At 67.4% G+C, this 19544-nt stretch carries 22 protein-coding genes; 13 read left to right on the forward strand and 9 right to left on the reverse strand.

All coding sequences use genetic code 11. From position 1 onward, the window contains the following. Nucleotides 1-71 precede the first annotated feature (71 nt). From adk to CXK94_RS15500, 6 genes are all read left to right on the forward strand, one after another. Nucleotides 72-719 carry an adenylate kinase gene (adk, locus tag CXK94_RS15475; RefSeq protein WP_037040554.1) on the forward strand — a complete coding sequence of 216 codons (648 nt, stop codon included), beginning with the start codon at nt 72-74 and terminating at the stop codon, nt 717-719. A 553-nt stretch (nt 720-1272) separates the two neighbouring features. Then, a complete protein-coding gene (gene tsaB / locus CXK94_RS15480; RefSeq protein ID WP_102895010.1) occupies nt 1273-1953 on the forward strand; it encodes a tRNA (adenosine(37)-N6)-threonylcarbamoyltransferase complex dimerization subunit type 1 TsaB in 681 nt (226 codons plus the stop codon). 64 nt (nt 1954-2017) lie between these two features. Further along, entirely contained in the window at nt 2018-2362 is a 345-nt protein-coding gene (locus CXK94_RS15485) for a hypothetical protein (RefSeq protein ID WP_037040559.1), read from the forward strand. A 65-nt stretch (nt 2363-2427) separates the two neighbouring features. After that, nucleotides 2428-3234 (forward strand): DUF72 domain-containing protein, encoded by an 807-nt coding sequence (locus tag CXK94_RS15490; protein WP_371257611.1) that lies wholly within the window; start codon nt 2428-2430, stop codon nt 3232-3234. Between the two features lie 189 nt (nt 3235-3423). Beyond that, nucleotides 3424-4116 (forward strand): extensin family protein, encoded by a 693-nt coding sequence (locus tag CXK94_RS15495; protein ID WP_102895012.1) that lies wholly within the window; start codon nt 3424-3426, stop codon nt 4114-4116. A gap of 61 nt (nt 4117-4177) precedes the next feature. After that, complete coding sequence (locus tag CXK94_RS15500; protein WP_102895013.1) at nt 4178-4960, forward strand: class I SAM-dependent methyltransferase; 783 nt, start codon at nt 4178-4180, stop codon at nt 4958-4960. 179 nt (nt 4961-5139) lie between these two features. Here the strand turns inward: CXK94_RS15500 and CXK94_RS15505 are convergent, their stop codons facing one another. Next, complete coding sequence (locus tag CXK94_RS15505; protein ID WP_037040575.1) at nt 5140-5781, reverse strand: TetR/AcrR family transcriptional regulator; 642 nt, start codon at nt 5779-5781, stop codon at nt 5140-5142. 92 nt (nt 5782-5873) lie between these two features. Here CXK94_RS15505 and CXK94_RS15510 point away from each other — a divergent pair, with 92 nt between their 5' ends. After that, a complete protein-coding gene (locus tag CXK94_RS15510) occupies nt 5874-6974 on the forward strand; it encodes an efflux RND transporter periplasmic adaptor subunit (protein ID WP_102895014.1) in 1101 nt (366 codons plus the stop codon). A 5-nt stretch (nt 6975-6979) separates the two neighbouring features. Then, nucleotides 6980-10048, forward strand: a complete 3069-nt coding sequence (locus CXK94_RS15515) for an efflux RND transporter permease subunit (RefSeq protein WP_102895015.1) — start codon at nt 6980-6982, stop codon at nt 10046-10048. A gap of 42 nt (nt 10049-10090) precedes the next feature. Here the strand turns inward: CXK94_RS15515 and CXK94_RS15520 are convergent, their stop codons facing one another. Continuing rightward, nucleotides 10091-10648, reverse strand: coding sequence for a TetR/AcrR family transcriptional regulator (locus tag CXK94_RS15520; protein ID WP_037040582.1), 558 nt, complete (start codon nt 10646-10648; stop codon nt 10091-10093). Between the two features lie 141 nt (nt 10649-10789). On the opposite strand from CXK94_RS15520, the gene CXK94_RS15525 reads away from it, so the two are divergent. Together CXK94_RS15525 and CXK94_RS15530 are read left to right on the forward strand one after the other, a co-directional pair. Then, a complete protein-coding gene (locus tag CXK94_RS15525; protein ID WP_037040583.1) occupies nt 10790-11386 on the forward strand; it encodes a glutathione S-transferase family protein in 597 nt (198 codons plus the stop codon). 100 nt (nt 11387-11486) lie between these two features. After that, a complete protein-coding gene (locus tag CXK94_RS15530) occupies nt 11487-12236 on the forward strand; it encodes a Zn-dependent hydrolase (RefSeq protein ID WP_102895016.1) in 750 nt (249 codons plus the stop codon). A gap of 37 nt (nt 12237-12273) precedes the next feature. Here the strand turns inward: CXK94_RS15530 and CXK94_RS15535 are convergent, their stop codons facing one another. Together CXK94_RS15535 and CXK94_RS15540 are read right to left on the reverse strand one after the other, a co-directional pair. After that, a complete protein-coding gene (locus CXK94_RS15535; RefSeq protein WP_037040592.1) occupies nt 12274-12642 on the reverse strand; it encodes an STAS/SEC14 domain-containing protein in 369 nt (122 codons plus the stop codon). 109 nt (nt 12643-12751) lie between these two features. Next, nucleotides 12752-13033, reverse strand: a complete 282-nt coding sequence (locus tag CXK94_RS15540; RefSeq protein ID WP_102895017.1) for a peptidylprolyl isomerase — start codon at nt 13031-13033, stop codon at nt 12752-12754. A 147-nt stretch (nt 13034-13180) separates the two neighbouring features. Between CXK94_RS15540 and CXK94_RS15545 the strand changes: the two genes are divergently transcribed. Next, nucleotides 13181-13408, forward strand: coding sequence for a hypothetical protein (locus CXK94_RS15545; protein ID WP_037040595.1), 228 nt, complete (start codon nt 13181-13183; stop codon nt 13406-13408). After that, nucleotides 13405-13683 (forward strand): cell division protein ZapA, encoded by a 279-nt coding sequence (locus CXK94_RS15550; protein ID WP_037040597.1) that lies wholly within the window; start codon nt 13405-13407, stop codon nt 13681-13683. The genes CXK94_RS15545 and CXK94_RS15550 overlap by 4 nt, the downstream gene beginning before the upstream one ends. A gap of 11 nt (nt 13684-13694) precedes the next feature. Here the strand turns inward: CXK94_RS15550 and glpK are convergent, their stop codons facing one another. From glpK to CXK94_RS15570, 4 genes are all read right to left on the reverse strand, one after another. Then, nucleotides 13695-15203: a glycerol kinase GlpK gene (gene glpK, locus CXK94_RS15555; protein WP_037040600.1), complete on the reverse strand. Its 1509-nt coding sequence runs from the start codon at nt 15201-15203 to the stop codon at nt 13695-13697. 146 nt (nt 15204-15349) lie between these two features. Then, nucleotides 15350-16114: a YoaK family protein gene (locus tag CXK94_RS15560; RefSeq protein WP_102895018.1), complete on the reverse strand. Its 765-nt coding sequence runs from the start codon at nt 16112-16114 to the stop codon at nt 15350-15352. A gap of 90 nt (nt 16115-16204) precedes the next feature. Next, nucleotides 16205-16990: an ion transporter gene (locus CXK94_RS15565; RefSeq protein ID WP_102895019.1), complete on the reverse strand. Its 786-nt coding sequence runs from the start codon at nt 16988-16990 to the stop codon at nt 16205-16207. A 150-nt stretch (nt 16991-17140) separates the two neighbouring features. Beyond that, entirely contained in the window at nt 17141-17734 is a 594-nt protein-coding gene (locus CXK94_RS15570) for a hypothetical protein (protein WP_102895020.1), read from the reverse strand. A 312-nt stretch (nt 17735-18046) separates the two neighbouring features. Here CXK94_RS15570 and CXK94_RS15575 point away from each other — a divergent pair, with 312 nt between their 5' ends. Next, nucleotides 18047-18721, forward strand: a complete 675-nt coding sequence (locus tag CXK94_RS15575; protein ID WP_423835244.1) for a dienelactone hydrolase family protein — start codon at nt 18047-18049, stop codon at nt 18719-18721. A 117-nt stretch (nt 18722-18838) separates the two neighbouring features. Here the strand turns inward: CXK94_RS15575 and cysC are convergent, their stop codons facing one another. Next, nucleotides 18839-19543 (reverse strand): adenylyl-sulfate kinase, encoded by a 705-nt coding sequence (gene cysC, locus CXK94_RS15580; RefSeq protein WP_219726493.1) that lies wholly within the window; start codon nt 19541-19543, stop codon nt 18839-18841. Nucleotide 19544: the final 1 nt, after the last annotated feature.

Consider the following 19544-nt stretch of genomic DNA (forward strand, 5'->3'; position numbering starts at 1 on the left):
ATTCGCCAGCGATGAGCCGCAATCGGCCCGCTGGCGGATTCCCCCTATTCAAGAAACTCGAGGACTCATCCATGCGTGTGATTCTGCTGGGAGCGCCCGGTGCCGGCAAAGGTACCCAGGCTGGCTTCATTACCAAAAAATTCGGTATTCCGCAGATCTCCACTGGCGACATGCTGCGCGCAGCGGTCAAGGCCGGCACCGAGCTGGGCCTGAAAGCCAAGAGCGTGATGGATGCAGGCGGCCTGGTGTCCGATGACCTGATCATCAACCTGGTCAAGGAGCGCATTGCCCAGCCCGATTGCGCCAATGGCTTCCTCTTCGACGGCTTCCCGCGCACCATTCCCCAGGCCGAAGCCCTGAAGGACGCCGACGTGCGCATCGACCACGTGGTCGAGATCGCCGTCGACGACGAGGAAATCGTCGGCCGTATCGCCGGTCGTCGCGTGCATCCGGCTTCCGGTCGCGTCTATCACACCGAGCACAACCCGCCGCGCGTCGCCGGCAAGGACGACGAGACCGGCGAGGAACTGATCCAGCGCGAGGACGACAAGGAAGAGACCGTGCGTCGCCGCCTGGCCGTCTACCATTCGCAGACCAAGCCGCTGGTGGACTTCTACCAGAGCCTCGCGGCTGCCGAAGGCACGCCGAAGTACAGCCGTATCGAGGGCGTCGGTTCGGTGGAAGAGATCACCGCCAAGGTGTTCGCTGCGCTGAGCTGATCGATACCGCGCAGCCCCGCAGAAATGCCCGTATCGCAGGATACGGGCATTTTTTATGGCTATGTCCCCGTTAGGTGTTGCAGGGTCTTGCCGGAAGTGTCTGGCTCGGATTTCTTGCAGCAGCCGATGTTCGAGCGCTCGAGCGCTCGCGGGTAGATTGGCGCTGAGCGCAGCGAAGCCCAACGGGGACCGGCACGAACCTGTTGGGCTTCGTCGCTGCGCTCCTCAGCCCAACCTACGGCGTACGGCGCCCATGCAACGCACAAGTGGGACATAGCCTTTTTTATTCGGGAGGCGCTGGGCAGGGCGGGCCGGCAATCTTCAGACTTCGGCTTTTTGGCAGGCCTGCGGCCCGCATCGCCCCGGGGTCGGGCCTCCCACAAAAGCAGCGAGCGCATACCGGACCCTGTGGGCGCGCCCTCGCGGCGATGCTTTCAAGCTTCAGGCTTCAGGCTTCAGGCTTCAGGTTCGCCTGCCTCGGCTCCATGCAACATCGAACCGCCCCCTCGAATACGCTAGAATCTGCGCCTTTTGACCGACCCGGAACGACCCGATGACCACTCTGCTGGCCCTGGATACCGCCACCGAAGCCTGCTCCGTCGCCCTGCTGCATGACGGCAGAGTGCTGAGCCACTACGAGGTCATCCCGCGCCTGCATGCCCAGCGTCTGCTGCCGATGATCCAGACCCTGATCGGCGAGGCGGGCATCGCGCTGTCGGCGGTGGACGCCATCGCCTTCGGCCGTGGGCCGGGCGCGTTCACCGGCGTGCGGATCGCCGTCGGCGTGGTGCAGGGCCTGGCGTTCGCGCTGCAGCGCCCGGTATTGCCGGTTTCCACCCTGGCGACCATCGCCCAGCGCGCCTGCCGCGAGCATGGCGCCACGCAGGTGGCGGCCGCCATCGATGCGCGCATGGACGAGGTCTACTGGGGCTGCTACCGCGAGCATGAGGGCGAAATGCGGCTGCTCGGCAGCGAGGCGGTACTACCGCCCGAGCAGGCCGGCCTGCCGCGGGATGCCGACGGCGAATGGTTCGGTGCCGGTACCGGCTGGGGCTATGCCGAGCGGATTCCGCTGAGCGTAAAGGGTGTGGACGCCGGTATGCTGCCGCATGCCGAGGACCTGCTGCGGCTGGCAACGTTCGCCTGGCAGCGCGGCGAAGCGCTGGAAGCCGACCAGGCCCAGCCGGTGTACCTGCGCGACAACGTCGCCACGCCGAAAAAAGGGATCGAATGAGGCTAGCCGTTGCCAAAGCTCCGGGCGGCCGTTAGAGTCGCCAGGCTCCTGAACGAGTAACAAGATGCGCGTCGAAGGCTCCTATCCGATTCCCTATACCACCGATCGCTCCGCCCGTACCGGCAGGGCGGCGGACGGCTATGGCGAAAGCCAGCGCGTGGCCCAGGCCCAGCGCGGGATCGACAGTCGCGATGGGCAGGACTACCAGCCGCAGGCCGAACGTCCGCAGCAGCGGGTCAACGAGAGCGCCCTGGTCGAGCGCTACGCCGCGTTCCGCTATGACGATGCCCGGCCCGAGCGCTCGCTGCCCAACCATGTCGCCCAGGCGCTGGCCAGCTACACCACCACCGCGAGCTTCAGCGCCGATCTCGACGCCAACGAGGTGCTCGGCCTCGATCTCTACGCCTGAGGCCGGTCGGCCCGGTGAGCATTCCGTACTTCCTTGGTTGTCCTTCCTGGAACGAAAGCGCCTGGCTGGGTTCGTTGTACCCGCCGGGAACGCCTTCCACGCACTTCCTGGCGCAGTACTGCGCGATGTTCAACAGCGTCGAGGGCAACACCACGCTCTATGCCTGGCCCTCGGCGGAGAAGATCCAGCGCTGGGCGAGCCAGATGCCCGAGGGCTTTCGCTTCTGCGCCAAGCTGCCGCGGGAAATCAGCCAGGCCGATGACCTATATGCCGCGCTGGAGCTGGCGCTGGCCTTTCGCAAACTGCTGGCGCCGCTGGGCCAGCGGGTCACGCCGTTCTGGCTGCAGCTGCCGGCCAGCGTCGGGCCGACGCGCCTCGGCGAGCTGGCCGGGCTGATCGACGGCTTCGGCGCGCCGCTGGCGGTGGAGGTGCGACACCCGGGGTTCTTCGACAAGGGCGAAGGCGAGCGGGCGCTGAACCGCCTGCTGCTCGATCGCGGCGTCGAACGCATCTGCCTGGATTCGCGGGCACTGTTCAGCTGCCGCGCGCGCGATCCGGCACTGCTGCATGCGCAGAGCAAGAAGCCGCGGTTGCCGGTGCGCCCGGCGGCCTTCAGCGACTCGCCGCAGCTGCGTTTCATCGGCCATCCGCAGCTGGAGGCGAACGATCCGTTCATGGCGCCCTGGCTGGACAAGGTCGCCGGCTGGATCGAGGCCGGCAAGGCGCCGCACGTCTACCTGCATACGCCGGACAACCACCGCGCGCCGGAGCTGGCCCAGCGCTTCCATGCGCAACTCGCCGAGCGCCTGCCGGGGCTGCCGCCCTTGCGTCCGCTGCAGAGCGCGTCACAGCTCTCGCTGCTGGGGGATTAGCGCGGAGGCTTCTGCCCGCGATAGTTCGCGGGGCCGGGTTCGCGAGCATGGCTCGCTCCTAGCAGAAGACTCGCTGCAGCGTGGTTCGCGATGAAACGGGAACAGCCCCTAAGCAACGCTTTCTGGCCGGCCGACCAGCCTGGTAACACTTCGCGTCCAACTTCGGCGCTCCGCCGTTGCCCATAGAGCATGACCTTCGGCCGATTCATCCTGCTCGTGCTGGTGCTGCTGGCGGGTTTCGCCCTGGCAGTGCGGCAGCAGCTCGTCGAGATCCCGCCGCGCTGGAATCCCTGGGCGCCGCTGGACATCCGCGAGCCGCCGAACCTGCTCACCTCGCTCAAGCTGCGCCGGTTGCAGAATGATCGTGAGCTCTGCGAGCAGGTGCTGGCGACCGCATCGCTGCGCTACACGGCCGTGCCGGACAGCACGCCCGAACCCGGTTGCCCGGTGGAGAACAGCGTGCGCGTGCAGGGTTCTGACGTGCGCTTCAACGGCGCCTTCCTCGCCACCTGCCCGTTGGCGGCGACCTATGCGCTGTTCGAACGCCACGGCCTGCAGCCGGCGGCGCAGGCGGTGTTCAGCCAGCCGGTGGTGCGCGTCGATCACTTCGGCAGCTTCGCCTGTCGCAATATCGCCCGCAGCAACCGGCGCAGCCAGCATGCCAGCGCCAATGCGCTGGACCTGGCCGGTTTCCATCTGCGCGACGGTACCCGCATCACCGTCGCCCGCGACTGGAAGGGCGACGGCGACAAGGCGCGCTTCCTGCGCCAGGTGCACGAGGCCGCCTGCGCGGCCTTCAACGTCACGCTCGGGCCGGAATACAACGCGGCCCATCACGATCATTTCCACGTCGACATGGGTGGCTTCGGCATGTGCCGCTGACAGGGGCGAATGTCCGCGCGCTCTGGCACAATGCGCCGTTTTCCGCCTCGCCGAGTCGTCCATGTCTGCCAGCAAGCCCAAGGTCCGGGTCGAACCGCTCGCCCCGCAATTCGCCATCGCGGCCGCCGAATGGGCCCGGCGCCTGGGGTTGCCGGAGCAGGGCGAGGATGCCGAATTCGCGTTGCAGCTCGGCGAGGGCGGCCTGCAACTGCAGTTGCTCGAGGCGCAGGCGCCCGGACCGGTACGGGTGGACTTCGTCGAAGGCGCCGCCGCGCACCGGCGACAGTTTGGCGGCGGCAGCGGGCAGATGATCGCCAAGGCCGTGGGCATCCAGCCCTGCGTCCGCCCGCAGGTGCTGGACGCCACCGCGGGGCTCGGCCGCGACGCCTTCGTGCTGGCCACGCTGGGCTGCGAAGTGCAGCTGATCGAACGCCAGCCGCTGATCGCCGCCTTGCTGGACGATGGCCTGACGCGGGCGCGTCGGGATGCCGACGTGGCGGCGATCGCCGCTCGGATGACGCTGCTTCAGGGCAACGCCATCGAACTGATGGAGCGCTGGCAGGGCGAGCCGCCGCAGGTGATCTATCTCGACCCGATGTTCCCCCACCGTGACAAGAGTGCCCTGGTGAAGAAGGAGATGCGCCTGTTCCGCCCGTTCGTCGGCGACGACCTGGATGCCCCGGCGCTGCTGGCCGCCGCGCTGCGCCTGGCCAGCCACCGGGTGGTGGTCAAGCGCCCGCGCAAGGCGCCGGCCATCGAGGGCGGCAAGCCCGGCTACGGCCTGGAAGGCAAGTCCAGCCGCTACGATATCTATCCGAAGAAGAAGCTAGAAGCTAGAAGCTAGAGCGATGTTAGCGAGCCTTGGCGTCTGGCGTCTGGCGTCTGGCGTCTGGCGTCTGGCTTCAAGCTTCGGCAGTCCTTCGGTCTGCATCGCCGCGAGAGCGCGCCACACAGGGTTCGGTGTGCACTCTGCTGCTTTCGTGGGAGGCCCGACCTCGGGGCGATGCTTTTAGGCTTCCAGCTTCAGGCTTTCAAGGCATAGGCACGCAGAAACAGCTGTACGGCGTCCTCTACGTGGCGTTCGGCGGCCTCGTCATCCGGCGCCTCGGTGTAGCCGATCAGCAGCCGGAAATGCTGCACGCCCTTGACCAGCGAACAGAAGTGTTCCGCCGCGTGCAGCGGCTCAGCGATGTCGAGTAGACCGCGCGCGTCGGCCTGGGTGAACAGCTGTTGCAGGTCGAGCAGCAGCTGTTGGGGCCCGGCGTCGAAGAACATCCGCACCAGCGCTGGATTCTGGGTGGCCATGGCCACCATCACCCGATGCAGGCCGATGGATTCCGGGCTGTTGACCAGGGCGAGGAAGGCGCGGCCGATGGCCAGCAGCAGCTCTTCGATCCGGCAGCCGTCCTCCAGCTGGAACAGCCGACGTGGCAGGCGGGTCTCGCAGATCGCCTTCACCGCGGCGCAGAACAGCGCTTCCTTGTCCTTGAAATGGCTGTACAGCGTCAGTTTGGATACGCCAGCTTCGGTGGCGATGGCGTCCATGCTGCTGCCCTCGTAGCCGTTGCTGAGGAACAGCACCTGGGCGGCACTGAGGATCGCCTGGCGCTTGGCGGGGTCTTTCGGGCGGCCGGGACCGGGCGTCGTGGAGTGATTCTCTATCATGGGTACTTAATAGTGGACTGGCTGGTACGCTATTTTTACTATACCCGGCAGTATAAGTATTCCAACCCGCCCCGCGACAGAGAGACTTCATCGTGTCCCGACATGCCCTGCCCATCCTCTGTACTTTCGGTTGTGCGTTGTTGCTGGCCGCCTGCGGCAACGGCGCGCCCGAACAGTTGCCACCACGCCCGGTCATGGTGGTGCATCCGCAACCGGCCAGCGAGGCGCGTGAGAGCTACCCCGGCGAGGTGCATGCGCGTTACGAGCCCGAACTGGCTTTCCGCATCGGCGGCAAGGTCGTCGAGCGCCTGGTCGAAGCCGGCGACCGGGTGCGCAAGGACCAGCCGCTGGCGCGGCTCGATCCGCAGGACGTACGCCTGCAGCTCGACGGCATGCGCGCCCAGGTGGCCGCCGCCGAAGCCAACCTGCGCGTGGCCAGGGCCGAATACGACCGCTACCGGGCGCTGCTGGGCCGGCAGCTGGTCAGCCAGTCGCAATTCGACAGTGCCGACAATGCCTATCGGGCTGCCTCCGCGCGCCTGCAGCAGGCCCGCGCCGAGTTCGACGTGGCCAGCAACCAGGTCGACTACGCGGTGCTGCGCGCGACCCGTGACGGGCTGATCACCCAGCGCCGCATCGAGGTTGGCCAGGTGGTCGCCGCCGGGCAGACCGCCTTCATCCTGGCAGCCGACGGCGAGCGCGAGGTGGCCATCGACCTGCCCGAGCAGTCGCTGGAGCGCTACCACATCGGCCAGCAGGTCGAGGTCGAGCTGTGGTCGCAACCGGGGCGGCAGTATCCCGGCAAGATCCGCGAACTGTCGCCCGCCGCCGATGCGCAGTCGCGCACCTATTCGGCGCGGGTGGCCTTCAGCGATCAGGAGGTGGCGGCCGAGTTGGGGCAGAGCGCACTGGTGAGCATTCGCCGCAACGGCGAGGTGCCGCTGGCGGTGCCGCTGTCGGCGATCAGCGCCGAGCGCGGCCAGGCGCATGTCTGGCGGCTCAAGGCCGATTCCACCGTGGAGCGCGTCGAGGTGCGCACCGGGGCGTTCGGCGAGCGGCTGGTGCCGGTGCTCGACGGGCTCGCGGCCGATGACTGGGTGGTCCTCGCCGGGGTGCAGATGCTCAACGAGAACCAGCCGGTACGCCCGGTGGATCGTGACAATCGCCCCATCGAGCTGGCCGCCCAGGAGTAAACGCGATGCGCTTCAATCTTTCCGCCTGGGCGCTGCACAACCGGCAGATCGTTGTCTACCTGATGCTGCTGCTGGCCGTCGTGGGCGCGCTGTCGTACAGCAAGCTCGGGCAGAGCGAGGACCCGCCCTTCACCTTCAAGGCCATGGTCATCCAGACCCAATGGCCGGGGGCTACCGCCGAGGAAGTGTCGCGCCAGGTCACCGAGCGCATCGAGAAGAAGCTGATGGAGACCGGCGAATACGAGCGCATCGTCTCCTTCTCGCGGCCGGGCGAATCCAATGTCACCTTCATGGCCCGTGACTCCTTGCGCTCGAAGGACATTCCCGAACTCTGGTACCAGATCCGTAAGAAGGTCGGCGACATCCGCCACACCCTGCCGCCGGGCGTCCAGGGGCCGTTCTTCAACGACGAGTTCGGCACCACCTTCGGCAACATCTATGCACTGACCGGCGAGGGCTTCGACTACGCCGTGCTCAAGGACTATGCCGACCGCATCCAGCTGCAGTTGCAGCGGGTGAAGAGCGTCGGCAAGGTCGAGCTGATCGGCCTGCAGGACGAGAAGGTCTGGATCGAGCTGTCCAACGTCAAGCTGGCCACCCTCGGCGTGCCGCTGGAGGCCGTGCGCCAGGCGCTGGAAGCGCAGAACGCGGTGACCGCCGCGGGCTTCGTCGAGACCGTCAGCGACCGCGTGCAGCTGCGCGTCAGCGGCAGTTTCGAGACCGTCGAGCAGATTCGCGACTTCCCCATTCGCGTCGCCGGGCGCACCTTCCGCATCGGCGACGTCGCCGAGGTCCATCGCGGCTTCAACGACCCGCCGGCGCCGCGCATGCGCTTCATGGGCGAGCCGGCGCTGGGCCTGGCGGTATCGATGAAGAGCGGCGGCGACATCCTGCTGCTCGGCGAGGCGCTGCAGCAGGAGTTCGCCCGCCTGCAGCAGGACCTGCCGGCCGGCATGCAGCTGCGCAAGGTGTCCGACCAGCCGGCCGCGGTGAAGAGCAGCGTCGGCGAGTTCGTCCGGGTGCTGGTCGAGGCGCTGGCGATCGTGCTGCTGGTCAGCTTCTTCTCGCTCGGCGTGCGCACCGGGCTGGTGGTGGCGTTGTCGATACCGCTGGTGCTGGCGATGACCTTCGCGGTGATGAACTACCTGGACATCGGCCTGCACAAGATTTCCCTCGGCGCCCTGGTGCTGGCGCTGGGGCTGTTGGTGGACGACGCGATCATCGCCGTGGAGATGATGGCGATCAAGATGGAGCAGGGCTACGACCGGCTCAAGGCCGCCAGCTTCGCCTGGACCAGCACGGCCTTCCCGATGCTCACCGGCACCCTGATCACCGCCGCCGGCTTCCTGCCGATCGCCACCGCCAACTCCAGTACCGGCGAGTACACCCGCTCGATCTTCCAGGTGGTGACCATCTCGCTGATCGCCTCCTGGGTCGCCGCAGTGATGTTCGTGCCGTTGCTCGGCGAGAAACTGCTGCCGGATATGGCCAAGCGCGCCGCGCAGAAATACGGCGGCAGCAGCGAGGGCCACGATCCGTATTCCACCGCCTTCTATCAGCGTGTGCGCCATGTGGTGACGTTCTGCGTGCGCCACCGCAAGACCGTCATCGTGCTGACCCTGGCGGCGTTCGTCGCCGCGGTGATGTTGTTCCGCCTGGTGCCGCAGCAGTTCTTCCCGGCCTCCGGCCGTCTGGAGCTGATGGTGGATCTCAAGCTGGCCGAGGGCGCATCGCTGAAGGCCACCGAAGCCGAGGTGCTGCGCCTGGAGGGAATGCTCAAGGAGCGCGTCGGCATCGACAACTACGTCGCCTATGTCGGCACCGGCTCGCCGCGCTTCTATTTGCCGCTGGACCAGCAACTGCCTGCCACCAGCTTCGCCCAGTTCGTCGTGCTGGCCGAGAGCATCGAGGCGCGCGAAGAGCTGCGCCGCTGGCTGATCGAGCGCCTGCGCGAGGACTTCAGCAGCCTGCGCGGCCGTGTGACCCGCCTCGAGAACGGCCCGCCTGTGGGCTATCCGGTGCAGTTCCGGGTCACCGGCGAGCATATCGACGTGGTGCGCGGCCTGGCCCGCCAGGTGGCGGCCAAGGTGAGCGAAAACCCCTATGTGGCCAACGTGCACCTGGACTGGCAGGAGCCGAGCAAGGTGGTCTGGCTCGACGTCGACCAGGATCGCGCACGGGCGCTGGGAGTGAGCACGGCCGCGCTGTCGGGCTTCCTGCGGCGTACCTTCACCGGCAGCAGCGTCAGTCAGTTCCGCGAGGACAACGAGCTGATCGAGATCCTCCTGCGCGGCACCGAGCGCGAGCGCCTGGAGCTGTCCATGCTGCCGAGCCTGGCGATACCCACCGACAGCGGGCGCAGCGTGCCGCTGTCGCAGGTGGCGACGCTGGAGTACGGCTTCGAGGAGGGCGTGATCTGGCACCGCAACCGCCTGCCGACGGTGACCGTGCGCGCGGATGTCTATGGCGATCAGCAGCCGGCATCGCTGGTCCGGCAGATCGAGCCGACCCTGGGCGACATCCGGGCGCAACTGCCCGGCGGCTACCTGCTGGAGGTCGGTGGCACCGTCGAGGACTCCGAGCGCGGGCAGCGCTCGGTGAACGCCGGGCTGCCGCTGTTCGTCATCGTGGTGATGACGCTGCTGATGGTGCAGCTCAAGAGCTTCTCGCGCTCGGCCATGGTGTTCCTGACCGCGCCGCTGGGCATCATCGGCGTCACCCTGTTCCTGCTGATGCTCGGCCAGCCGTTCGGCTTCGTCGCCATGCTCGGCACCATCGCGCTATCGGGGATGATCATGCGCAACTCGGTGATCCTGGTCGACCAGATCGAGCAGGACATCGGTGCCGGCCATGAGCGCTTCCGCGCCATCGTCGACGCCACCGTGCGGCGCTTCCGGCCCATCGTGCTCACCGCGCTGGCCTCGGTGCTGGCGATGATCCCGCTGTCGCGCAGCATCTTCTTCGGCCCGATGGCGGTGGCGATCATGGGCGGGCTGATCGTCGCCACGGCACTGACTTTGCTGTTCCTGCCGGCGCTGTATGCCGCCTGGTTCAGGGTCCGGGAAGGGGAGTGAGCCGCTGCGGGCGGACGTTATCCGGCTGCCGGCCGGGTCCGCTCAGATGCCGGCGGCTTCGAGCAGCACTTCGGCGGCGGCCTTGGCATCCAGCGCCTGCTCGCCGGGGCCTTCGATGTGCGCCATGCTCATCGCCCCTTCGAGCAGATATTGCAGTTGCCGCGCCAGCTGCTGCGGCTGCGGTGCCTGCAGGCGTTCCAGCAGCTCGCGCAGGTAGGCCTGCAATTGGCCCTTGTAGGCGGCCGAACTGCGGTGGATCGGGTGGTCATGCGCCTGGTATTCGGCCGCGGCGTTGATGAACAGGCAGCCACAGAAGGTCCCGCTGCCGATCATGCTGTGCAAGCCGTCGAACATCCCCAGCAGCGCTTCGCGTGGCGGCAGCCTGGCTGCGCGCTGGCGCAGGCGCTCGAGCATCGCCCGCTGGCGCGTTTCCAGCACGGCGAGGATCAGCTCGTCCTTGGACTTGAAGTGCTTGTACAGCGTCATTTTGGCCACGCCGGACTCGTTCAGGATCCGGTCGATGCCCGTCGCATGGTAACCCTCGCGGTAGAACAGCTGTTCGGCGGTGTCGATCAGCTGGTCGCGTTTGCTCGATGCCATAGATGCCTCCTCGGGGCGGCCATTATGCGGGAGTGATCCCGTTCCCTCCAACCGGCGGTCCCCTGGATGTATTCGTGCTTGAAGTGTACAGACAAGTCTGTCTATTATCCAGGCGTGCCAATCAATCCCGAGGGCGACGCGATGAAACTGTACGACCTGACGCTATCCGGCAACTGCTACAAGATCCGCCTGTTCCTGAGCCTGATCGACCAGCCGGTCGAGCTGGTGCCGGTGAACCTGTTCGAGGGCGAGCACAAGCAGGCCCAGTTCCTGGCGATCAATCCCCGCGGTCAGGTGCCGGCGCTGGAGGATGGTGCGTTTCGCCTGGGCGATTCCCAGGCGATCCTCGTCTACCTGGCGCGGCGTTATGCCGACTCCGCCTGGTCTCCGCTGGACGCGCAAACCCAGGGGCGCATCGCCGGCTGGCTGAGCTTCGCCGCCAACGAGATTCATCACGGCCCGGCCACGGCGCGGCTAGGCAAGCTGTTCGGCCGGCCTGTCGACCAGGCGCTGGCGGAATCCCGCGCACTGAGCGCGCTGAAAGTGCTGGAGCGCCACCTGGCCCGCCACGCCTGGCTGGCCGAGGGTACGGCGCCGACCATTGCCGATATCGCGGTGTACCCCTGCGTGGCGCTTGCCGCCGAGGGCGGTATCGACCTGGCGCCTTACCCGGCGTTGCAGGCCTGGTTCGGCCGCATCCGCGCGCTACCCGGCTACATCGGCATGCCGGGGCTGTGATGAACGCCCGTCCGCTTGATGGCTATCCGCAGGCGCCTGTCCCCCGGACCGGCAGACGTCCATGCCGTGGTTTTCCCGGTCCGGCAGAGGAGGGTGAGCCATGAAGGTGCTCGGAATCTTCACCTGGATGCTGCTCGGCTTCGCCGGCAGCGTACTGGCGGCCGACGAGCTGCGCTTCAGCCTGGTCAGGACGGCGCAGACCCTGACCCAGGGCGAATACACCTGGCGCAATGGCGGCTGGCAGCTGCCACCGCCGGTCGACCACGTCGCCGTACTGGTCGAATACCGGGGTGACCGGTTGCTGTTCGGTACCGGCCTGGGACGGCAGATCGATGCGCAGTGGGATGCCGAGATGCCCTGGCGGATCAAGCGCTATGGGCCGGTACGGGCGGTGCGCGATCAACTGGAGCGCGATGGCCTGGGGATCGATCGCATCCTGCTCGGCTGTGCGCGCTGGGAACATGCCTCGGGGCTGGCCGACTATCCGGAGGTGCCGGTGCTCGCCGGGGCCGAGAGCCTGCGCTACCTGCGCGCCGCCACGCCGCCGGCGGTGCTGTCGAGCCAGTTCCGGCATGCGGTGAAGTGGCAGCCGTTGCGCTTCGCGGCGCAACCTTACCTGGGCTACGCCGAGAGCCTCGACCTGTTCGGCGATGGCCGGATGGTGCTGGTGCCCTTGCCGGGAAATGGCGCGCTTGGCCTGTTCCTGACGTTGGCCGACGGCCGCCGCTTCTTCTTCCGTGGCGATACGCTCGGGCAGCCGGGGACCCCGTACGCGCAACCGGGCATCGTGCAGGTGCGCGCCGCCCGCAGCCCGGGCTCGCTCGCTTTCTACCCGGCCTGGGTGCAGTGAGCGAAGCGTTTGGCCGTGGCAGGGACGCCGCCGTCCGTCAGCTGCGCTCCAGCCAGGCGCTGGCGTCGGCTTCCTGGTGCAGGTCGAAGGCCTTCACCGTCAGGCCGGGGATCACTGCGCCCTCCAGCTCGCTGGCCTTGCGCAGCCAGTCCTTGTCGCTGAGGACCGCGCAACGGTCGAAGCGGCGGATGAAGCGGAACAGCTGGGGCAGGCGTGACAGCTCGACGCCTACCGCGCCCAGGGTGGGCAGGTCGAATTCGCCGATGCGATAGAGCATGCGGCCGTGCTCGATGCCTTCGGACTTGAACAGCAGGTCGTCCAGCGCGGCGCGCATGGCGTCGCTGTCGAGCTTGCCGGAGAAATCGATGTCGATGCGGTTTTCGCCTCTTCGCGCTACCTGGAACATGGCTATCTCCCGTCAGTGCTCTGTTCAGGATAGGCCCGATATGGCGAAGTGCGAGTGCCGAGCGAAGGCGTCCCCGCGTCGTTGCGCGGGGACGCGGGGACGCGGGGGATCAGTCTTCGCGGCTGGTGACTTCCAGCAGGTGGTAGCCGAACTGGGTCTTCACCGGGCCCTGCACGACGTTGAGCGGCGCGCTGAACACCACCGTGTCGAATTCCCTGACCATCTGGCCGGGGCCGAAGGAGCCGAGGTTGCCGCCGTCACGGCTGGACGGGCAGCTGGAATGCTCCTTGGCGACCTGGGCGAAGTCGGCGCCACCTTCGATAGCGGCTTTCAGTTCGTTGCACTTGGCTTCGGTGGAAACCAGGATGTGGCGGGCGGTAGCTCGAGCCATGGGAAACACTCCTCTTCAGATAGGCCGCCGAGGCTACCGCACTCGGCCGGGCTTGGCGAGCCAGCATGCCAGAGGCGCAATGAAGGCCCCGCGCGCCTGTGCTTTTGGGTATCCTCGCGCACTTTTTCACCGGAGCCGGATACTCACATGCTTGAAACGACCCTCGCTCAACTGGAACGCGTCATCGCCGACCTGCTGCAACAGAACCAGTCCATGCGCGATACCTGCGCGCTGCTCGAGCAGCAACTGCAGCAGGCCCGCGAGGATAACGACAACCTGCAACTGGCCGCGCTCGAGCAGGAGGAGAAGCAGGGCGCGATGCTCGCTCGCCTGCAGGCACTGCTCGAACGCGCCGGCGCCAGTCACGCCGCATGAAGGACGCTGATGTCCGTGTCCTGAAGATTCTCGGGCGCGATTACTCATTCAGGGCCACGGACAGCCAGGACGCGCTGCTGCAGGATGCCGCCGCGTTGTTGCAGGAGCATCTGGCGCAGAGCCAGCGGCAGTTTCCCAGCGCCACCAGCGACAAGCTGCTGGTACTGACCGCGCTCAACCTCTGCGTGCCGCTGCTGCAACATGGCGAGCAGCTGCAGGACGTGCAACGGCGCCTCGCCGCCAGCGTCGAGCGGATCAGCCGGCAACTGCGCTAGCGGCGCGGGCACTAGTCCTCGGCCCAGCCCCGGGTACGCTCGACCGCCTTCAGCCAGCCCTTGTAGAGCGCGTCGCGGCGTTCGTCGCTGCAGGCCGGCTCGAATACGCGGTCGATGGCGCACGTGCCGCGCAGCTCATCGAGATCGCTCCAGAAACCGGTCGCCAGTCCTGCCAGATAGGCGGCGCCGAGGGCCGTGGTTTCCCTCATCTGCGGGCGCTCGACCGGCGTGCCGAGCAGGTCGGCCTGGAACTGCATGAGGAAATTGTTGGCCACCGCGCCGCCGTCCACGCGCAGTGCGCGCAGGCACTGGCCCGCATCGCGCTGCATGGCGTCGAGCACGTCGCGGGTCTGGTAGGCGATGGACTCCAGTGCGGCGCGGATCAGGTGCTCCACCTTCACGCCACGGGTCAGGCCGAACAGCGCGCCGCGTGCGCGCGGGTCCCAGTAGGGCGCACCGAGGCCGGTGAACGCCGGCACCAGGTAGACGCCGTTGCTGTCCGCGACCTTGCAGGCGAAGTACTCCGAATCCAGCGACTCGTTGAGGACCTTCAGCTCGTCGCGCAGCCACTGCACCGTGGAGCCGCCATTGAAGATCGCGCCTTCCAGCGCATAGTTGACCTCGCCGCGCGGGCCGCAGGCGAGGGTGGTCAGCAGGCCGTGCTCGGATCGCACGGCCTGGGTGCCGGTGTTCATCAGCAGGAAACAACCGGTGCCGTAGGTGTTCTTGGCCTGGCCCGGCTCGACGCACATCTGTCCGAACAGCGCGGCCTGCTGGTCGCCGGCGATCCCGGCAATGGGAATCCCGGTGCTCTGGCCGGACGCGATATAGGCGTGGCCGTAGATTTCCGACGAGGGCCGCACCTGCGGCAGCATCGCCCGCGGGATGTCCAGCGCCTCGAGCATGAGCGGGTCCCAGTCCAGCGTGTGGATGTCGAACAGCAGGGTGCGCGAGGCGTTGGTGTAGTCGGTGACGTGGGCCTTGCCCTGGGTCATCCTCCAGATCAGCCAGCTGTCCACGGTGCCGAACAGCAACTGGCCGCGGCGGGCGCGTTCGCGGCTGCCCTCGACGTGATCGAGAATCCACTTGATCTTGGTGCCGGAGAAATACGGGTCGATCACCAGGCCGGTGGTGTTGCGGATGTGCGCCTGCAGGCCGTCACGCTCGAGCTGGTCGCAGATCGGCGTGCTCTGCCGGCTCTGCCAGACGATGGCGTTGTAGATCGGCCGGCCGCTGGCCTTGTCCCAGACGATGGTGGTTTCGCGCTGGTTGGTGATACCGATCGCCGCCACCTGGTCGTTGGTGATATCGGCCTGCGCCAGCGCCTCGACGAATACCCCGCTCTGGGTGGCCCATATTTCCATCGGGTCGTGCTCGACCCAACTCGGTTGCGGATAGATCTGCGCGAATTCGCGCTGGGCGACGCTCACCACGTTGGCGTTGCGGTCCAGCACGATGGCGCGGGAACTGGTGGTGCCCTGGTCGAGGGCGACGACGAACTGCTTGTGCGAGAGGGACATGGCGACGATTCCTCGACAGGCGCTGCCGCTACGCAACGGCGGCAGCGATACGCAACGCTATGACCGCCAGTAAAGGCCATCTCGCCCCGCTCGGCGAGCCCGCCCGCCGTCGGGCCGGCGCCTACTCGCCGGCCTCCGAGTGCGTTTCAGTGGCGCTTGCGCCATAGCGCCCAGCCCAGGTGCAGGTCGTCCCACATCGGCACGAGAGCGAGCACCAGCAGCAGTGCGGCCAGCGGCGCCGTGGAAAGGAAACCGAAGTGCTTGAAGCCCAGCGCGCCGCTGATGCCGCCGAGGAAGAAGCTGCAGACCAGCAGGGCATTGACGCGCAGGCGCTCGCGGTCGGCGCGTACCTGCGCATGGCCGCTGCGGGGCTGGCGGTTGAGATAGAGCAGTTTGCCCAGCTCGATGCCGATGTCGGTGACCATCCCGGTGATGTGCGTGGTACGGACTTCGGCGTTGGAGAGCTTGGTGACGATGGCGTTCTGCAAGCCCATGATGAAGCACAGCAGCATCACCGTCAGCGGCACGAACAGGCCCTGCACGTCCATCAGCCGCGCGCCCAGCACACCGAAGCACAGCAGCAGCGCCGCTTCCAGCGCCAGCGGCAGGGCGTACTGGCTGTGCAGCCTGCGCCGGCGCGAGAAGTTGATCATGATCGTCGAGCACATCGCCCCGACGACGAAGGACACCAATGCGCCGAGCCCGCCCAGCGCCAGGTCGGTCGCCCCCAGTGCCAGGTTGTCCGCCATCGAGGAGACGATGCCGGTCATGTGCGAGGTGTATTGCTGCACGGCAAGAAAGCCGCCGGCATTGGCCGCGCCGGCGACGAAGGCCAGGCACAGGCCGAGCTGCCGGTTGCTGTGCTTCGAGCGGCGCCGGTCGGTCAGGCGGCGCGCGTAGTTGATGGGCATGAGGGCCGGGGACTCCAACTGTCCGGGTAAGGCAGGCCGCGGATTATACGACCGCGCCGAGCACAAGGGAGGCCATCTGGGGCTGTTGCCTCAGTGCGGCTCCTGCTCCCGGTCGCGCAGTGCCGGTGTGTCGTGCAACTGGGCGCGCAGGCTCTGTACTTCCCGGGTCAGGCTCTCGACCTGCACCAGCAGCCGGTTCATCACCTCCCGGTCGGCTTGCTGTTCGCGGCTGTCTTCCTCGCTCTTGTCGGCCACGAACAGCGAGCCGATGTAGGCGGCGAAGCTGCCGAACAGGCCGACCCCCGACACCATCAGCATGACGGCGACGATGCGGCCCAGGCTGGTGACGGGATAGAAGTCGCCGTAGCCGACCGTGGTCACCGTGACGAAGGCCCACCAGAGTGCCTCCTCCGGCGTGTTGATCGAGCTTTCCGGGTTGGGGGCCTCGACCAGCAGCATGGTGATCGCGCCGAACGCCACCAGCAGCATGGTCGCCGTGGCGGCGGAGGCGACGATGCCCTCGGCACGGTTGCGGAACAGGATGCGCCAGATCAGCTGCAGCGACTTGATCGCCCGCAGTACGCGCAGGATCTGGAATGCGCGGAACAGCTTGGCGGCCTGCAGGCCGCCAGCCGGCACGCTTGCCAGCAGGTCGATCCAGCCCCAGCGCATGAACTGCAGCTTGTTCTCGGCACGCTGCAAGCGCATCCAGAAATCCAGGAAGAAAAAGAAGCAGACGATATTGTCCAGGTAGCCGAGCAGCGCGGACACGTCCGCGGGGAGGGCGAAGAACAGATCGGCGAGCAGCGCGCCGATCACGTAGATCGACAGCACCAGGATGAATATCTGGAAGGGCGTTACCGGACGTTGCTGCATGGAGGGACCGTGGGCGTGGGGAATGGCCGGAGCAGTGCGCAAGTCTAAAGCACACCGGCGGCGTTGGGGGTGTTCAGCCCACGGCCTGTATGACTGGACGCACGCATGGTCGCGGCGCGCCCGGGTGCTGTCGCGGCGATACGCCGGTGCTCAGCGCGGGATGATGCGCACCCGGCCCGCGGTATTGTCGCGGCGTCCGGCCCTGGCGTTTTCGGCCCGGCCGGGAATCGAGCCGACATCCTGGCCGCGTTCGGGCGTCGCCGAGCCGTCCAGCTCACGCTCGTCGACGCTGATGGAGGTGGCGTCCGGATAGCCGGTGGTCAGCGTCTCGGTGCTGGCGGTGACCGGGACCGCATCGTCGGCCCAACGGGCGCTGCGCTCGTCGATGTCGATGGCTCCGTTGCGCGTCATCGCCTGCTCGATGGCGGCTACCCGGGCCTCGTCGTCCAGGCTGACGGTGACCAGGGTCGAGCCGCGGCGGGCGGCTTCCGGGTAGCGCCCGGCATGCGCCGGCGCGGCATCGCCGAAGACCTTGCGGAAGAAACTGGCCACCTTGTCGGCGGGCGTGGCGTCCTCGCCCGGCTCTTCGCCGATCACCTCCACCCGGCTGCTGTCGATTTCCCCCGGATTCATCGACGCCGACAGCTGGATGTCGTCGCTCGAGAATCCCTGTTGCAGAAGCTCGGCCTTGACCTGCCGGGCTTGTTCGTAACGGTCGAATGCTGCGATCAGGATCTGTTTCATGGCTCACCTTTCGTGTCGTGCTCTGATGGTTGGGCGCGCGGTAACGCGGGATGGTTCCAGCGGATTCGCTCATGCGTTCCCGGTGCGTTGGGCTTCGGTTGGCAACGCCGAACGGCGTATTCGTCGTTTTCCGCCACCGACGCGTGGCACGTGCTCTATAACCAGATAGCCGTGCTGGATGAATCGAGAGGAGCCAAGACGATGAACAAGAAGCTGCTACCGCTGGCCTTGGCCGGCCTGTGCGGCGCCGCCGAGGCGGCCGTGGTCAGCAGACCGGTGGCCTACGAGATCGACGGTGAGGCCTTCGAGGGCATGCTGGTCTACGACGATGCGGCAAGCGGGGCGCGCCCAGGGCTGCTGATGGTGCCCGACTGGCTCGGCGTGACCGAGCGCTCCGCCGAGCAGGCCGCACGTGCTGCGGGTGGCAAGTACGTGGTGCTGATAGCGGACATGTACGGCAAGGCCGTGCGGCCATCCAATGCCGATGAGGCCCGGGCCGCGGCTTCCGCGGTGCGCGCGGACCGGGCGCTGATGCGCAAGCGCGCCCAGGCGGCGGTGGATGTGCTGAAGGCGCAGGGCGGGGCGGTCGCCCTGGACCCGGCCAGGCTTGGCGCCATCGGTTTCTGCTTTGGCGGCGGCACGGTACTCGAACTGGCCCGTTCCGGCGCCGATCTCAAGACCTTCATCTCCTTCCATGGCAATCTGGATACGCCCAACCCGGACGATGCGCGCAACATCAAGGCGCCGGTGCTGGTGCTGCACGGCGCCGACGATCCGTCGGTCAGCAAGGCGCAACTGGACGGCTTCGTCGACGAGATGAAGGCAGCCGGGGTCGACTGGCAACTGGTCAGCTACGGTGGGGCGGTCCATTCCTTCACCGATCCCCATGCCAATGTGCCGGGGCGCAACGAATACCATCCGCGGGTGGCGCAGCGGGCCTTCCAGGCGATGAACGACCAGTTGGACGAAGTCTTCGCCGCCGAATGAGCGCAGGCTTTGGTGGGCAATGGCGAGGCCTTGTCCATGGGGCGGGTGGGCGTGAACGCAGGCCGCGCGTCGTGCTCCGCGATCCCGGCAAGCCGGCTACGCTCGATGGCGCCGCGCTCAGAGCACCGCATGCTGGCGCAGCAGTTCGATCACGCGTTCGGCCAGGGCTTCGGCGCCGAGGCGGTCGGCCGGCAGTCGCAGTTCTGGCGCCTGCGGTGGTTCGTAGCGGCTGCCGATACCGGTGAAATTGGGCAGTTCGCCGGCGCGGGCCTTCTTGTAGAGGCCCTTGGGGTCGCGTGCCTCGCAGACCTCCAGCGGCGCGTCGACGAATATCTCGAAGAACTCGCCCTCGTCGAGCAGTTCGCGCGCCATGCGGCGCTCGCTGCGAAACGGCGAGATGAAGCTGACCAGGGTGATCAGCCCGGCCTCGACCATCAGCTTGCTCACCTCGCCGATACGGCGGATGTTCTCCACCCGGTCCTCGTCGCTGAAGCCCAGGTCGCGGTTCAGGCCGTGGCGCACGTTGTCGCCGTCCAGCAGCATGGTGCGTTTGCCGAGCGCCTGCAGGCGCTGCTCGACCAGGTCCGCCACGGTCGACTTGCCTGCACCGGAAAGACCGGTGAACCACAGCACGCAGGGTTTCTGCCCGTTGGCCGCGGCGCGGCTGGCCTTGTCGACCTTCATCGCGTGGTGGTGGATGTTGGTGGCCTGGTGCAGCCCGTAGGTCGGCGGGCGCTCGCTGGCGCGGTCGAGCAGCAGGAAGTTGCCGTCGCCGGGCGCGTATGGCCGCGGCGCGAGGCGTGGGGAAGTGGAACGAACCATC

Source organism: Stutzerimonas stutzeri (assembly GCF_002890915.1).
Classification (GTDB): domain Bacteria; phylum Pseudomonadota; class Gammaproteobacteria; order Pseudomonadales; family Pseudomonadaceae; genus Stutzerimonas; species Stutzerimonas stutzeri_AF.

What these genes read in the sequence shown, in the direction of transcription:
- adk (WP_037040554.1), top strand. Translation starts at nt 72, where the DNA reads ATGCGTGTGATTCTGCTGGGAGCGCCCGGTGCCGGCAAAGGTACCCAG.
- tsaB (WP_102895010.1), top strand. Translation starts at nt 1,273, where the DNA reads ATGACCACTCTGCTGGCCCTGGATACCGCCACCGAAGCCTGCTCCGTC.
- CXK94_RS15485 (WP_037040559.1), top strand. Translation starts at nt 2,018, where the DNA reads ATGCGCGTCGAAGGCTCCTATCCGATTCCCTATACCACCGATCGCTCC.
- CXK94_RS15495 (WP_102895012.1), top strand. Translation starts at nt 3,424, where the DNA reads ATGACCTTCGGCCGATTCATCCTGCTCGTGCTGGTGCTGCTGGCGGGT.
- CXK94_RS15500 (WP_102895013.1), top strand. Translation starts at nt 4,178, where the DNA reads ATGTCTGCCAGCAAGCCCAAGGTCCGGGTCGAACCGCTCGCCCCGCAA.
- CXK94_RS15505 (WP_037040575.1), bottom strand. Translation starts at nt 5,781, where the DNA reads ATGATAGAGAATCACTCCACGACGCCCGGTCCCGGCCGCCCGAAAGAC.
- CXK94_RS15515 (WP_102895015.1), top strand. Translation starts at nt 6,980, where the DNA reads ATGCGCTTCAATCTTTCCGCCTGGGCGCTGCACAACCGGCAGATCGTT.
- CXK94_RS15520 (WP_037040582.1), bottom strand. Translation starts at nt 10,648, where the DNA reads ATGGCATCGAGCAAACGCGACCAGCTGATCGACACCGCCGAACAGCTG.
- CXK94_RS15525 (WP_037040583.1), top strand. Translation starts at nt 10,790, where the DNA reads ATGAAACTGTACGACCTGACGCTATCCGGCAACTGCTACAAGATCCGC.
- CXK94_RS15530 (WP_102895016.1), top strand. Translation starts at nt 11,487, where the DNA reads ATGAAGGTGCTCGGAATCTTCACCTGGATGCTGCTCGGCTTCGCCGGC.
- CXK94_RS15535 (WP_037040592.1), bottom strand. Translation starts at nt 12,642, where the DNA reads ATGTTCCAGGTAGCGCGAAGAGGCGAAAACCGCATCGACATCGATTTC.
- CXK94_RS15540 (WP_102895017.1), bottom strand. Translation starts at nt 13,033, where the DNA reads ATGGCTCGAGCTACCGCCCGCCACATCCTGGTTTCCACCGAAGCCAAG.
- CXK94_RS15545 (WP_037040595.1), top strand. Translation starts at nt 13,181, where the DNA reads ATGCTTGAAACGACCCTCGCTCAACTGGAACGCGTCATCGCCGACCTG.
- CXK94_RS15550 (WP_037040597.1), top strand. Translation starts at nt 13,405, where the DNA reads ATGAAGGACGCTGATGTCCGTGTCCTGAAGATTCTCGGGCGCGATTAC.
- glpK (WP_037040600.1), bottom strand. Translation starts at nt 15,203, where the DNA reads ATGTCCCTCTCGCACAAGCAGTTCGTCGTCGCCCTCGACCAGGGCACC.
- CXK94_RS15560 (WP_102895018.1), bottom strand. Translation starts at nt 16,114, where the DNA reads ATGCCCATCAACTACGCGCGCCGCCTGACCGACCGGCGCCGCTCGAAG.
- CXK94_RS15565 (WP_102895019.1), bottom strand. Translation starts at nt 16,990, where the DNA reads ATGCAGCAACGTCCGGTAACGCCCTTCCAGATATTCATCCTGGTGCTG.
- CXK94_RS15570 (WP_102895020.1), bottom strand. Translation starts at nt 17,734, where the DNA reads ATGAAACAGATCCTGATCGCAGCATTCGACCGTTACGAACAAGCCCGG.
- CXK94_RS15575 (WP_423835244.1), top strand. Translation starts at nt 18,047, where the DNA reads ATGCTGGTCTACGACGATGCGGCAAGCGGGGCGCGCCCAGGGCTGCTG.
- cysC (WP_219726493.1), bottom strand. Translation starts at nt 19,543, where the DNA reads ATGGTTCGTTCCACTTCCCCACGCCTCGCGCCGCGGCCATACGCGCCC.